15 protein-coding genes are annotated in these 13,329 nt (G+C 49.2%); 10 read left to right on the top strand and 5 right to left on the bottom strand.

Going from position 1 to position 13,329, the window contains the following annotated elements; translation table 11 throughout:
• From T488_RS0104780 to T488_RS0104820, 9 genes are all read left to right on the top strand, one after another.
• On the top strand, positions 1 to 807 hold the full coding sequence (locus T488_RS0104780) for an acetyl-CoA carboxylase carboxyltransferase subunit alpha (RefSeq protein WP_028519815.1): 807 nt from the start codon (positions 1 to 3) through the stop codon (positions 805 to 807).
• Positions 808 to 848: 41 nt separating this feature from the next.
• Complete coding sequence (gene acpP / locus T488_RS0104785; protein ID WP_028519816.1) at positions 849 to 1,085, top strand: acyl carrier protein; 237 nt, start codon at positions 849 to 851, stop codon at positions 1,083 to 1,085.
• Positions 1,086 to 1,267: 182 nt separating this feature from the next.
• Positions 1,268 to 1,834, top strand: coding sequence for an RNA polymerase sigma factor (locus T488_RS0104790; protein WP_028519817.1), 567 nt, complete (start codon positions 1,268 to 1,270; stop codon positions 1,832 to 1,834).
• A 13-nt stretch (positions 1,835 to 1,847) separates the two neighbouring features.
• Entirely contained in the window at positions 1,848 to 3,746 is a 1,899-nt protein-coding gene (locus T488_RS0104795) for a hypothetical protein (RefSeq protein WP_028519818.1), read from the top strand.
• Between the two features lie 297 nt (positions 3,747 to 4,043).
• Entirely contained in the window at positions 4,044 to 4,700 is a 657-nt protein-coding gene (locus T488_RS0104800) for a cobalamin biosynthesis protein CobQ (RefSeq protein ID WP_028519819.1), read from the top strand.
• 132 nt (positions 4,701 to 4,832) lie between these two features.
• Positions 4,833 to 5,039: a 4Fe-4S dicluster domain-containing protein gene (locus T488_RS0104805; RefSeq protein WP_028519820.1), complete on the top strand. Its 207-nt coding sequence runs from the start codon at positions 4,833 to 4,835 to the stop codon at positions 5,037 to 5,039.
• Positions 5,040 to 5,084: 45 nt separating this feature from the next.
• Positions 5,085 to 6,128 (top strand): 3-methyl-2-oxobutanoate dehydrogenase subunit VorB, encoded by a 1,044-nt coding sequence (locus T488_RS0104810; RefSeq protein ID WP_037297119.1) that lies wholly within the window; start codon positions 5,085 to 5,087, stop codon positions 6,126 to 6,128.
• Positions 6,128 to 6,901, top strand: coding sequence for a thiamine pyrophosphate-dependent enzyme (locus T488_RS0104815; RefSeq protein ID WP_019680243.1), 774 nt, complete (start codon positions 6,128 to 6,130; stop codon positions 6,899 to 6,901). The genes T488_RS0104810 and T488_RS0104815 overlap by 1 nt, the downstream gene beginning before the upstream one ends.
• On the top strand, positions 6,901 to 7,434 hold the full coding sequence (locus T488_RS0104820; protein WP_028519822.1) for a 2-oxoacid:acceptor oxidoreductase family protein: 534 nt from the start codon (positions 6,901 to 6,903) through the stop codon (positions 7,432 to 7,434). The genes T488_RS0104815 and T488_RS0104820 overlap by 1 nt, the downstream gene beginning before the upstream one ends.
• A 93-nt stretch (positions 7,435 to 7,527) precedes the next feature.
• Here T488_RS0104820 and T488_RS0104825 read toward each other — a convergent pair whose 3' ends face one another.
• From T488_RS0104825 to T488_RS0104845, 5 genes are all read right to left on the bottom strand, one after another.
• Positions 7,528 to 7,827, bottom strand: coding sequence for an AzlD domain-containing protein (locus tag T488_RS0104825; protein WP_028519823.1), 300 nt, complete (start codon positions 7,825 to 7,827; stop codon positions 7,528 to 7,530).
• Positions 7,824 to 8,528, bottom strand: coding sequence for an AzlC family ABC transporter permease (locus T488_RS0104830; protein WP_028519824.1), 705 nt, complete (start codon positions 8,526 to 8,528; stop codon positions 7,824 to 7,826). Before T488_RS0104830 ends, T488_RS0104825 begins: the two co-directional genes overlap by 4 nt.
• 198 nt (positions 8,529 to 8,726) lie before the next feature.
• Positions 8,727 to 9,254, bottom strand: coding sequence for a TIGR04002 family protein (locus T488_RS0104835; protein ID WP_028519825.1), 528 nt, complete (start codon positions 9,252 to 9,254; stop codon positions 8,727 to 8,729).
• A gap of 203 nt (positions 9,255 to 9,457) precedes the next feature.
• Positions 9,458 to 10,414: a hypothetical protein gene (locus T488_RS0104840; protein ID WP_028519826.1), complete on the bottom strand. Its 957-nt coding sequence runs from the start codon at positions 10,412 to 10,414 to the stop codon at positions 9,458 to 9,460.
• On the bottom strand, positions 10,414 to 11,469 hold the full coding sequence (locus T488_RS0104845; RefSeq protein ID WP_028519827.1) for a hypothetical protein: 1,056 nt from the start codon (positions 11,467 to 11,469) through the stop codon (positions 10,414 to 10,416). The genes T488_RS0104840 and T488_RS0104845 overlap by 1 nt, the downstream gene beginning before the upstream one ends.
• A 280-nt stretch (positions 11,470 to 11,749) precedes the next feature.
• On the opposite strand from T488_RS0104845, the gene T488_RS0104850 reads away from it, so the two are divergent.
• Positions 11,750 to 13,117 (top strand): citrate/2-methylcitrate synthase, encoded by a 1,368-nt coding sequence (locus T488_RS0104850; protein ID WP_028519828.1) that lies wholly within the window; start codon positions 11,750 to 11,752, stop codon positions 13,115 to 13,117.
• The last annotated feature ends 212 nt before the right edge of the window (positions 13,118 to 13,329 follow it).

The raw sequence follows: 13,329 nt of genomic DNA on the forward strand, positions 1-13,329 counted from the left end.
ATGGACGAGAAGAGAACAGCCTGGGAACGCCTTCAGCTCATACACACCAAGGGCAGACCCACTATCAAGGACTATATACCACAGATATTCACAGACTGGTATGAAATGCACGGTGACCGTCTTTTCGGCGATGACAGAGCCATTATCGGCGGACTTGCCCGTCTTGACGGCGAGCCCGTTACTATAATCGCAGAGGTAAAGGGCAGGGACATCAACGAGAACAAGGTATGCAACTTCGCAATGCCTCACCCCGAGGGCTACAGAAAGGCTCTCAGGATAGCAAGACAGGCAGAGAAGTTCCACCGTCCCATAATCTGCTTCATCGACACTCCCGGAGCATTCTGCGGAGTCGCAGCCGAGGAGCGCGGACAGGGTGAGGCTATCGCCAAGAATATCGCGGAGTTCATGACTCTCCGCACACCTATAGTCTCCATCGTTCTGGGCGAAGGCGGAAGCGGCGGTGCTCTTGCACTGGGCGTATGCGACGAGCTGGCAATGCTTGAGAACGCGGAATATTCCGTATTATCGCCAAGAGGCTTCGCAAGCATACTCTGGAAGGACGCCTCGCGCGAGCAGGAAGCCAGCGAGCTCATGAAGATAACTGCCGAGGATATGGTGCGTCTGGGCGTTGCAGAAGCCATAATCGAGGAGCCTCTCGGAGGCGCACATAACGATTTAGACAAAATTTCAGAAAATATACATGAATATTTGTCACAGAAAATTCCGGAAAAATGCAAAAAAGATATTGACGTTTTGCTTAAAGAACGCTATACTAAATTTAGAAAAATCGGAGCGTTCACGGAATGAGCCGGTTTTGAGAAAAAATAAAGAAAATGGAGGACCATATAATGATTTTTGAAAAACTCAAAGATATTATTGCAGAACAGCTTAGTGTGGAGGCAGACGAAGTAACAATGGATTCAAATATCCAGGACGATCTTGGTGCAGATTCACTCGACGTTGTTGACCTCATCACAACCATCGAGGACGAGTTTGACATCTCTATCCCCGACGAGGCTGTAGAGGAGATCAAGACAGTAGGCGACATCGTTAATTACGTTGAGAAGAACACTGACGCTGAATAATTATAGGTAAAAGCTCCCCCGATGAAGATCGGGGGATTTTTTTATGCCATTGCCATGAACAGAAAAGTGTGATAATATATAAATGAAAAAATTTTTTGGATTTTGCAGCACTTTCGCTTTTTAATACGAATGTTATTTATGAAAGGTCGATCTTCACTATATACTGACAAGGAGGGATGAACATGACGGGAAATGAGCTTAAAGAGCTCCTTGAGGCTTCTCCCGAGGAATGCCACAGACAGCTTATGAAGGAATACGGCAGATATGTCTATGCCATAGTGTTCAACAAGCTGAGAAGCTGCGGCACAAGGGAGGATATAGAGGAATGCTTCTGCGATGTGTTTACCGACATATTTCTCAGGTTTGAATACGATGAGAAGTATGTGAGCGACATCAGGGGATATATCGGTACTCTGGCGAAGCGCAAGGCTATAGACCGCTTCAGGACCCTTTCCGCCGCCGATCTGCATAATGCCCATGCGGACGAAGAGGAAATGGCGGAGCTCGTCTCGGACATCAGCGTTGATGAGCTGGTGGATGGTTCTGAACTCCGCAGGATACTCCTTCAGAAGATAAAGGAGCTGGGCGAGCCCGATTCTACTATACTGATGCAGAAATTCTACTATGAACGCAGCTCTGCGGAGATAGCAAAGACAGTTTCAATGACCGCATCGTCCGTCCGATCAAGGATAACGAGAGCGATGGGAAAGCTTCGGATAAAGCTTGCCGAAGCAGGCATCACAAGGTAAAGGAGGAGCAGCTGTGAAAAATACGGATCTGTTTGATATATTTGAAAACGCAGAGGATGAGCTTATGGAAGATCTTACCGAAATGAGCCCCGAGATCAGCGATGAGCGGCTGGAAGAGCTGCTCGCTGTGAGCGAAAGGAACTACAAAATGAAAAAGAAAGAATATGAACGAACAAGGAAAGATAAAAATAAAGAGTACGATGGTGCAGTCAGCGGCGTTGAGCGCGTAAAGAGACCTGTCTGGCTCAGACCGCTGGCTGTCGCAGCATCATTTGTGCTTGTAGCAGGTGTTGCTGCGGGAACTGCGGCACTTTTCAGAAAAGGAAGATCAAGAAATGCCGATGACCCGCCTTTGGCAGATGTCTATACCGACAAGGCAGCCCTTGCCGAGCTGTGCCTGAATTCACCGAACTATTACAACAAGCTTGAGGCATCGTATGTATTGGTGAATATAAATAATAAAACAGAGTCAACAGAGACAAGGACCACAACAGAGGCGCATTTTGAGTATAACTCCGGTGAACAGTATCTGCTTTTTGACTCGGAAGAAAACTATTTTAGCAATTATATGAGCGATGGTGATGTCACATCTGATAGCCACTGGACACATTACTATTATAAAAATAAAAGCGTAGCGGTCAGCCATGACGCAGCACATTATGAGGTCATGACCTATGACAATGACTGGTACAGGAACAGAGATTACATCAGCGACAACGAGTTTTACCTTGATATTTTCAATGCTTCTTCATTCTGTAAATCGCTGGATCCCGATAAGTTTTCGATAAAAGGCAAGGACACTGTCTGCGGCAGGGACTGCGTAGTTATTGAAAGTGAAGATGAATACGGCAGGAGCACCGAGTATTATGATGCTGAGACAGGTGTAGAGCTCAAGTATGTGTCTGAGGGGAAAACCAGCGAAGAACATACTGTTGACTTTGAGATAACGGATATAAAGTACAACGGCGATGCCCACGTCACCACACCTTCTGAATTCAGAAAGTGGATAGAAGACAGCGGCTTTGAGCCTTATGTAAGCATTGCAGTTGACGAAAACGGCAACAGAGTTGACCCTGCGGTTGCAAACAATCTTGATTTCCTCAATGCTCCCGAAAAGCCGTTCACTACAGCGGTACAGACGGCAGTTGCACCAGCTGCAACCACAGCAGCCGACGTCAGCACAGCAGCCGTAGTCACCACAACAGCCGAAGCAGCAGAAGAAACTGTCACAATGGCGGCTCCTGACGAAAATGTACAGGGCGAGCTTGAGAAATACGCCTTTGAGCTCTACAAGAGATCAGAGACAGTTAATGACAAGATCAATGGCATAGGCGTTTCGGGCTACGGCGACGGCTTCCTGAAGGTCAGTGTCGATCCTGAACTGGGATACAGATCTTATGACTATGAACACAACAACAGTCAGTGGGTGGACAATGTAAAGTTCTACCTGCCTGCTGCCGATGAGAACTTCACAACAGCCGACGAGCTGAGAAGCTATGTGAGAAGTGCATTCACACAAAACAGCTTTGTATACAGATGGCTGGAAGATAATCTGATAACCGCTCCCGACGATTTTGAAAACGGCGGCTATCTCGACAGTGAATATATCGGGTATTACCTTATATACCGCGGAAAGCTCTACATGACAGCTCCCGGCGGCGGCAAGGGAAGTCTTGAACCCGAGTATTCCGAGGCTTATCCTGTTATTATCACAAACAAGACGGATACATCATTTACTGCCTATGTTGCCGAGTGGTACGGCGGAAGTGAGCCTTATAACGATCTCAATGAAGCGACCTGTGCTGAGGTAAAGTACGTGCTTGACCCCGAATTCAACGACTGGCGCATAAATGATATTGTTACCCGTCCTCCCGGTGTATACAAGGAATTATACGACAGCCGCAACAATTAAAGCATATTAACGTAAGCCCCTGAGTGCTGCAAAGTGCTCGGGGGCGTTGTGCTTATTATGATTTGAGTAAGTAGTAAGTAGAAAGTAGTGAGTAGAAGCCGATACACTGAATAATACTACTCTCTACTTACTACTCTCTACTCACTCATAATTTAACACCTGCGGTGTTAAATTATGATGTTTGCCTTGTCAAACGTCAAAGTTGTTGCATGGCGTGAAATACCACTTGCAATTAATGCTTTAACGTGATATAATATAGGTTGTAGGATTTTTCACAATAGAGTCAAGAGGATAATTATGAAAAATATCAAGATAATCACAGGTCATTACGGAAGCGGAAAGACCAATTTCTCCGTAAACCTTGCGGTAAAAGCCGCAGCGGAGGGCAAGTCCGCAGCCATAGTCGACCTTGACATAGTAAACCCCTATTTCCGTACCGCGGATTTCAAGGACCTCTTTGAGGAAAAGGGCGTAAGACTTATAGCTCCCGACTTCGCAAGGAGCAATCTGGATATTCCCTCCATACAGTTCGACGTGGTCGAGCTTGCAATGGACGAGGACTGCCTCATTATCGACGTCGGCGGCGATGACGCAGGAGCTGTTGCCCTGGGACGCTATGCCGAGGCTTTAGAGCAGTTCAAAGACAATATCGAGATGTATTACGTCATCAATCAGCGCCGCTACCTCACCAATACGGCTGAGGAGGTCACAAAGCTGATGTATGAGATAGAGGCTGCCGCCCGTATGAAGCATACGGCAATAGTCAACAACACCAATCTCGGCGTTGAGACAAGCCTTGAGATAATCGAGGAGTCACGCAGCTTCGCCGAGGAAACATCAAGGATAACAGGGCTTCCCGTTATCTATACTGTATATCCCGAGGAGATCGCCCCGCTTTCCGATAAGCAGGACGTTTTCCCCGCAAAGATATATGTGAAGCCCGTCTGGGGCTGAGCAAGAATGCATAATTCATAATGCATAATGCATAATTGTCGGAAAAACGGCGTTCCGTATATTTCCCTATCAGCATTGATTATGAATTATGAATTGTGAATTATGAATTAATCTGAAAGGAGCGAAGGGTGTATGGAAAAGATGACAGTTATTACCGAGCGCTGCAAGGGCTGCGGACTGTGTACAGCTGCCTGTCCCAAGAAGATCGTTGTTCTTCAGAAGGAGCATCGTAACAAGAAGGGATATTTCTATGCGGAATGTACCGACCAGTCAGCTTGTATAAGCTGCGCAATGTGTGCGACTATGTGTCCCGACTGCGCTATCGTTATTGAAAAATGATCATTATAATGTGAAAGGAGCTGTTCAGCTTTGGAAAGAAATCTTATGAAGGGTAACGAAGCGCTGGCAGAGGCTGCTATCAGAGCAGGCTGTAAATGCTTCTTCGGCTATCCGATCACTCCTCAGACAGAGCTTGCCGCTTATATGGCAAAGCGTATGCATAAGGCAGGCGGCGTATTCTTACAGGCAGAGTCCGAGATCGCTGCTATAAATATGGTACTGGGCGCAGCATCAACAGGCGTCCGTGCAATGACATCTTCATCATCACCCGGAATCTCACTGAAGAGCGAGGGCGTTTCCTATATCGCAGGTTCCGACCTTCCCGCAGTTATCATCAACGTAGAGAGAGGCGGCCCCGGTCTGGGCGGTATCCAGCCCTCACAGGCTGACTACTGGCAGGCTACAAAGGCTCTCGGCCACGGCGACTTCCAGCTTCTGGTATATGCTCCTGCTTCCGTACAGGAAATGGTAGACTACGTTGTAAAGGCATTCGACCGTGCCGATAAGTACCGTATGCCCGCAATGATCCTGGCAGACGGCCTCCTCGGACAGATGATGGAGCCTGTTACATTCCCCGAGATCAATCCCGACGCTTACGATAAGAGCGGCTGGGCTGCAAACGGCCACAAGATGAAGAGAGAGCACCACATCATCAACTCGCTCTACCTCAAGCCCGATGAGCTGGAGAACTCCATCATCGAACGTTATAAGAGATACGATATCATCAAGGAGACAGAGACAGAGGCTGAGCTCTACCTCACAGAGGACTGCGATATTCTCGTATGCGCATTCGGCGCAACAGCAAGAGTCGTAAAGTCTGCTGTAAACGATGCAAGAGCACAGGGCATCAAGGCTGGTCTCTTCCGTCCCAAGACACTGTGGCCCTTCCCCGTAAAGGAGATCAACGAGGCTGCAAAGAGCGCTAAGAAGCTTCTCAGCGTAGAGATGTCAATGGGTCAGATGGTAGACGATATCAGACTTGCTATCAACTGCTCAAAGCCTGTAGAGTTCTTCGGAAGAACAGGCGGCGTTATCCCCACACCTGCTGAGGTACTGGGCGAGATCAAGAGAATGGGAGGTGCCCTCTGATGGCTGTAGTATTTGAAAGACCCAAGTCGCTCATCGACGTTCCTACACATTACTGCCCCGGCTGTACACACGGTATAGTTCACAGGATTCTCTGTGAGGTCATCGACGAAATGGGTATCGAGGGCGATACAATAGGCGTATGTCCTGTTGGCTGCTCTGTAATGGCATATGATTACTTTAACTGTGATATGATCGAGGCTGCACACGGACGTGCTCCGGCTGTTGCAACAGGCGTTAAGCGTACAAACCCCGATAAGTTCGTATTTACATATCAGGGCGACGGCGACCTTGCAGCTATCGGTACTGCCGAGACTGTTCACGTTGCTACAAGAGGCGAGAATATCGTCGTTATCTTCATCAACAACACAATTTACGGTATGACAGGCGGACAGATGGCTCCTACCACACTCCCCGGTCAGGTAACACAGACAACTCCCTTCGGAAGAAGCCCCGAGCTTGCAGGCTATCCCGTAAAGGTATGTGAGATGCTCTCGACACTGACAGGTACTGCTTATGCAGAGCGTGTTGCAGTTGACAGCGTTCCTCATATAAAGGCTGCAAAGAAGGCTATCCGCAAGGCATTCGAGAACCAGAAGGCAGGCAAGGGCTTCTCTATCGTAGAGGTACTGTCAACTTGTCCTACAAACTGGGGTCTTGCACCTCTTGACGCTATCAAGAGACTTCAGGACGAAATGATCCCCTACTATCCTCTTGGCGTTTACAAGGACGTTGAAGAGGGAGTATTCCCCAAGACAGAAGGAGGTAATGAGTAATGGCAACCACAGAGATCCTTCTTGCAGGCTTCGGCGGACAGGGTATCCTTTTCGCAGGAAAGATACTTGCATACTGCGGACTTATGGACAATAAGGAGCTTTCATGGCTTCCTTCATACGGTCCCGAGATGAGAGGCGGTACCTGTAACTGTTCAGTTACCATCTCCGATGATCCTATCGGTTCGCCCCTCGTTCTCACACCTCACCTCCTCATCGCAATGAACCAGCCTTCATTCGACAAGTTTGTAAGCTGTGTACGTCCCGGAGGAAAGGTATTCTTCGACAGCACAATGATCGAGCCCGAGACAGACAGAACAGACATCGAGCTGTACGGTATCCCCTCACAGCAGATGGCTGACGACAACCAGCTCAAGGGCGGATCAAACATCATTCTCCTCGGAAAGCTTCTGAAGGAGACAAATATCTGCTCACTCGAGACAATGCAGAAGGCTATCGAGAAGGTAGTACCGCCCAAAAAGGCAGCACTCATTCCCAATAACTTCAAGGCTATCGAGCTTGGCATGAACGCATAATAAAAAGGCTATCGGTTTTTACCGATAGCCTTTTCTTGTAGGAGCGCCGTATGAGACGCTCCGACTTTCAACTTTTAACTTTCAACTCTCAACTTACATAAACAGTCCCACCAGGAAAGCCGCACCCGAGGCTGCCAGAGCCACCACGATAAGGGGCATCTCGAAGAACGCCAGAGCCACAGCCACGGCAGTTCCCGCAATGGCTGTCCACATATTATGGGTGGTGTAGAAGATAGCGGGAATGGTCATGGCGCTGAGCACCGCATAGGGGATATAGTACAGAAAGCTGCGGAAGAACCGCGACTTTATCTTCTTGCGGAAGAAGGTGAAGGGCACCATTCGTATGAGGTAGGTGACCCCTGCCATAACGATGATGTAAACAGCTATACTCATTCTTCAGCCTCCTCGTCCTTAACGGGGAATATGAAGGCAGCTGCTGCGGAAGCTGCAACAGCGGAGATGATTATAGCGAAGCCGTCACTGACCATGGGCAGGCAGTACCTGAACACCACGCTGAGTGCAGCCGCCATGGCAATGACAAAGAGGACGCTGTGCTGCTTTTTTGCAGGGGGTATGATGATAGCGATGAACATACCGTAGAGGACTATCTCCATAGCCTTGCTGACGGATAAGGGGAGCAGTTCGCCTGCCGCCGCTCCCAGAGCCGTACCCGTTACCCACCCCACGGCGGCAATGAGTATCATGCCGTACATATAAGCAGGGGTCAGCGGAGTCTTCTGTGCGGAGCACACCGCGAATATCTCGTCGGTTATGCCGTATGAAGCCATGAGCCTGTGAGGAGTTGTAAAGCGCTTGTCCAGCTTCTGCGAGAGGGACAGCGCCATGAGCGAATATCTTATATTTATAGTGAGCTGGAGCAGTATCATCTCAATGATAGTGCCGCCTGCTGCGATAACGTCTATGCCTGCCTTCTGACCTGCCGACGTAAGGTTTGACGCGGAGATTATCGACGCCTGGAATACCGAAAGTCCCGCCTTGCTGACGGCGAGGATACCGAAGCCGAAGGATACGGAGAGGTATCCGAGGCAGATAGGTATACCGTGTGACATACCGCGTAAGAAGCTGTTTTTCAAGTTTATACCTCCGATTTGAGGGACTATTTTATTTGTCCGACAACTTTACCATTATATCACAATCGGCAATTTCCGTCAATAGCCCTTCAGCTTGCAGGGACGCACAGTGTGCGCCCGTAATATAAAGGTATCTCAGGAAGATAAAACGAAAAAGGGGACGCCTGCGGCGCCCCCCGAATATGCTATAATAACTGTTGATTACTTGAAACGGCTCTTGAAGCCTGCCTTGTCCAGAGCAGTGCCTGCGGCGACGTACAGCACTGTACTTGCGGCTATCTGCACAAAATAGGCAGGAGTCTGCGTGAAGGCGGCGATGATGCCTGAGGCTGAGAGCCCTTTCGTGATAACGAAGCCCTCATAGAGGCTGTATCCCGCAACGCAGATAATGAACGAGGGGATAATTGCCAGGAGATTGCGCTTTGTGACTATCTTATCGCTTTTGTTTGAGAAGAACATGGCGGTCAGTGCTTTTATGATAACGGTAGCAGGTATCCATATGGGATAGCCCGACAGCCCGTCCGCAAGAGCTCCGCCGATGATACCCGAGGCAACAGCGTAAGGCATTGGGAGTATGCAGGCTGAGAGGTAGATGAGACCGTCGCCTGCGTGGGTGTAGCCCGAGCCCGTAGGCACATGGATATAGGCGGTAAAAACGAATATCAGTGCGGAAAAAAGTCCCGTCACGACTATTCTTTTCAGCTTTTCGGAAGAATTTGCGCGGGTCATAGCTATACCTCCTTAATATATACAAGACCCATATGTTTTCGGGTTTTCATTATTATAGCATTGAAGCGGTACAAATTCAAGAGCTTTTTTCACCAAATCTCGCAAACCAAAAATACGGTAAAATAGGCGAGATAACGTATAAACTCCAACTATTACAGGCAATAAGAAAGGAGCAGAACGTTTTCACGTACTGCTCCCTTATATTATCTGTGGTGACTGCTGTGGCTGATACTTCCGCCGTGGGAGTGTCCGCCGCCTCCGCCTCCGCCGCGGTAACCGCCGCCGCCCGAGGAGGACTGTATCCTGTGCTTGGTGATATATGAACGTATGAGCACATCGGAATTCTCGGTAAATCTCACGTCGCTGTTTGCGAGGTAGATACCGGGATTGGTTTTGCTCTTGAACTTATATCTGCTCCTTGAGGCGAGGTATATGATAAGTGCCACCAGACCGCCTGTCAGCTCTGCAACAATACAGATGAAGAGCTTCTTCATAGGCGGCTTGCTGCTTGTGATGTAGACTTTGCCGTTCTTGGTGTAGGTATAGGTGGGGACATCTGCCGTGTCGTCATAGAACTGCTCCGACCTGTCGGGCTTGCTGTAATAAGAGATCAGAAACGGGCAGAAATGAGTTATGGCATTTGAGATCTGGTCGGGATAAACGGGACCCGAAGAAGGCGGGAGGTATTCGTCCAGAGAATAGAAAATGCTCTGGCACACTGAATCTGTATAAATGAGGGAAGCCTTTCCGCTCTTTGCGATGTCATCGCAGGCAGGGCTCTTGCCGGAGATGTCTATATAGTAAAGCAGGCCGTCGGTAAATTCACCGAAGTTCCTGTTGTACTCATTGGCAGTGAAGTCTCTTACCGCATCATCGCTGTAATATCTTTTGCTCTCGTCGGGGAGGTATATGAGAATGTTCATATCCAGCTCATCGGCGGTATCCTTTACCAGCTGATCGAGTTTCCTGAGGGCAGCGGGATCCTCATCGAAGATACCGTTTTCGTCGATGACGCCCGAAGCTGCAGATGAGCCGCTGTAGCCCTCTGCCAGGTTTTTAGAGCCTGTGTGGAAGGCAATGAGGTAATCCAGTCCGCAGAGACCTGCGATAATTGCAGCAATTATAAGAAAGGTGCGGAGACCATTACTTGATTTTTTCATCAGAACAGTGCACCTCCCAGAACCATGATAACAGCCGCAACGCCCATACCGATAGCGCCGCAGAGAGCTCCCAGCCTGCCCTTTGAGAGGGGCGGAGTGCCTGCCAGCTTGCCTGTCTGACCGTTGATAGCGAATTCGTATATCCTGTCCTTATACTTATAGGACATGAACCAAACGGGGAGCAGGGTATAGCTCCAGTCGGTGTTGGTGATTGTATAATTCTCGTTTGAAGGGATATAGCTGCTGTAGCCGCTGATAGTAGATCTTACCAGAGCGCTGCACGCCTGATTTGAGCGGGCGCGGATACGGGGGAATACCGCCGCCTTGTCCACGTCATATTTATCGGCGTAGAAGCCGCTGAGATAGGACATTGAGAAGTCCTTGAGCTCACGGTAGTCATAGGGCTCGATAGCCTCCATGAGCAGGTCCTCTATCTTGGTCTCGCCGTCGGCGGGGATACCTCTTGTTACCATAGTTCCTGCGCGGACCACGCGGAACTCCTTGGTCTCGGTGTAGCTGTAATTGCCGGATACCCAGTGGCGGAGCTTCTTGCCCACGGCGCGGACGTCCACGTTCACATGGCAGTCAGCCAGCCAGAAGGGGACGTAGAGACCTGTCAGCTTTTCCAGCTGCTGCTGGGATTTGAAGTCCTTGGGTACGAACCAGCGCTTGCCCACCCACTTTTTGAAGCAGTCTATGGCGTTTTCTCTTGTGAGCTTGAAGCCGATGACCTTGTCGGGCTTGAACTCGCCGCCCATTTTGCCTGCTAAAATGACAGGATTGTGGCAATAATAACAGAAGGTAGCGGTGAGCTGATCGTCAGCCATTATCTCGGCACCGCAGCTCTTGCAGCGGTAGAGGTGAGTATGGTTGGCGAAGTCCTCCTGAACCTGTACAGCCTCCTGTGGGATACTGTTCTCTGTGTTGGCGCAGAGCTTCTTTATTTCATCTACTGTAAACGAACTGAGGCAGTATTCGCACTCCAGCTTCTGATTGGCGGGATTGAATTTCAGGTCTGCGTTACAGTTCGGGCACTTGTACTCAACTGATTCCAAAAAACCAACTCCTTTGCGCAGCGCAGAGCTTTACCCCTGAAAAACAAGCAGAGCGCGGCGAATAATTTCTATATCATGTGTCGGAGCGATCCGATAAATATATTTTACCATATCGTATAATATTTTTCAAGAGAAAAGAGAAAAAATCAGCAGACTGCCGCCACGGAGAAAAGTAATTGTCCTAACTATTTGTGAAGCCTTGACAAAATTAATAAAATCAAATATAATTGTAATATGCACTTTTATTACTACAAACTGTAAAAGAAAGGGATGACGATACATGAGATACAAATTTTCAGAAATAACCCCCGAAATTTCGAGACTTGCAGAGATGTCACTTGAGGGCTACAGGATAGACCCCGAGCTGTACACACAGTACGACGTAAAAAGAGGGCTCCGCGATATAAACGGCAACGGCGTAGTAGCAGGTCTTACCAATATCAGCACCATAAAAGTCCTTGAAACAGGGGACGGTATGCCCAATCACGGGGACGGAAAGCTCTATTACCGCGGCATAGATGTAGAGGATATCGTCGCAGGCTTCATAAAGGAAAAGCGTTTCGGCTTTGAAGAGACCGTTTATCTCCTTCTTTTCGGCAAAATGCCCTCGGAGCATGAGCTTGCCGAGTTCAGGAAGCTCCTTGCGGACTTCCGCGAGCTCCCCTCAAACTTCATGAGAGACGTTATCATGAAGGCTCCCACGGACAACATGATGAATACCCTTGCAAAGAGCGTCCTTGCGCTGTATTCCTACGACGACAAGGCTAACGATATATCGATACCAAACGTGCTCAGGCAGAGCGTAGAGCTCATAACCATGTTCCCGGTGCTGTCGGTATATGCTTACCACGCATACAAGTACGCAAGACTTGGGGGAGACCTGTTCATACACAGTCCCCGTCCCGACCTCTCCATCGCCGAGAATATACTGTATATGCTCCGCGATGACGGAAGGTACTCCGAGCTTGAGGCGCGTATACTTGACCTTGCGCTGGTTCTCCACGCAGAGCACGGCGGCGGCAACAACTCCACCTTTACCGTCCATGTAGTTTCCTCCTCGGGCACCGATACCTACTCCGCCATAGCAGCGGCGCTGGGCTCACTGAAGGGTCCCAAGCACGGCGGTGCAAACATCAAGGTGGCAATGATGTTCGACGATATGAAGCAGAATGTCAGTGACTGGACCGACGAGGAGGAGGTAAAGAACTACCTGAGAAAGCTCCTTCACAAGGAAGCCTTCGACCACGCAGGTCTTATCTACGGCATGGGACACGCAGTATACTCCCAGTCGGACCCCAGAGCCAAGGTGTTCAAGAGCTTTGTTGAGTCCCTCAGCTCCGAGAAGGGCAGACATGAGGAGTTCGCCCTGTATTCGCTGGTGGAGCGCCTCGCTCCCGAGGTAATAGCCGAGGAGCGCAGGATATACAAGGGCGTATGTGCCAACGTGGACTTCTACAGCGGCTTCGTATATCGTATGCTGGGCATACCCGACGAGCTGTTCACGCCCCTCTTTGCAACATCGAGAATAGCAGGCTGGTCGGCGCACAGAATTGAGGAGCTCATCAACTCCAACAAGATAATCCGTCCTGCCTACAAGGCAATATCTCCCATGCGCGAGTACACCGACATGGAGAACCGAATGGACTGACAAATCATAATTTTGCGGAGCAAAATTATGATTTGAGCCCTTAGCCCTTAGCCGTTAGCTAATGTAGGGGACGCCGCCCTCGGCGTCCCGCGAGATATATTACACGCCCAACGGGACGCCGAGGGCGGCGTCCCCTACAAATGTAAATTATAATTTAACTTACAGATGACATAAAAATCCGAAAGGAAAGTGATATAAATGGCAAACACAGC

This window comes from Ruminococcus flavefaciens ND2009, from assembly GCF_000621785.1.
GTDB lineage: Bacteria > Bacillota > Clostridia > Oscillospirales > Ruminococcaceae > Ruminococcus > Ruminococcus flavefaciens_C.

Bases quoted from the DNA above. Each gene is read 5' to 3' on its own strand.
- T488_RS0104780 (WP_028519815.1), top strand. From the start codon at position 1: ATGGACGAGAAGAGAACAGCCTGGGAACGCCTTCAGCTCATACACACC.
- acpP (WP_028519816.1), top strand. From the start codon at position 849: ATGATTTTTGAAAAACTCAAAGATATTATTGCAGAACAGCTTAGTGTG.
- T488_RS0104790 (WP_028519817.1), top strand. From the start codon at position 1,268: ATGACGGGAAATGAGCTTAAAGAGCTCCTTGAGGCTTCTCCCGAGGAA.
- T488_RS0104800 (WP_028519819.1), top strand. From the start codon at position 4,044: ATGAAAAATATCAAGATAATCACAGGTCATTACGGAAGCGGAAAGACC.
- T488_RS0104805 (WP_028519820.1), top strand. From the start codon at position 4,833: ATGGAAAAGATGACAGTTATTACCGAGCGCTGCAAGGGCTGCGGACTG.
- T488_RS0104810 (WP_037297119.1), top strand. From the start codon at position 5,085: ATGAAGGGTAACGAAGCGCTGGCAGAGGCTGCTATCAGAGCAGGCTGT.
- T488_RS0104815 (WP_019680243.1), top strand. From the start codon at position 6,128: ATGGCTGTAGTATTTGAAAGACCCAAGTCGCTCATCGACGTTCCTACA.
- T488_RS0104820 (WP_028519822.1), top strand. From the start codon at position 6,901: ATGGCAACCACAGAGATCCTTCTTGCAGGCTTCGGCGGACAGGGTATC.
- T488_RS0104825 (WP_028519823.1), bottom strand. From the start codon at position 7,827: ATGAGTATAGCTGTTTACATCATCGTTATGGCAGGGGTCACCTACCTC.
- T488_RS0104835 (WP_028519825.1), bottom strand. From the start codon at position 9,254: ATGACCCGCGCAAATTCTTCCGAAAAGCTGAAAAGAATAGTCGTGACG.
- T488_RS0104840 (WP_028519826.1), bottom strand. From the start codon at position 10,414: ATGAAAAAATCAAGTAATGGTCTCCGCACCTTTCTTATAATTGCTGCA.
- T488_RS0104850 (WP_028519828.1), top strand. From the start codon at position 11,750: ATGAGATACAAATTTTCAGAAATAACCCCCGAAATTTCGAGACTTGCA.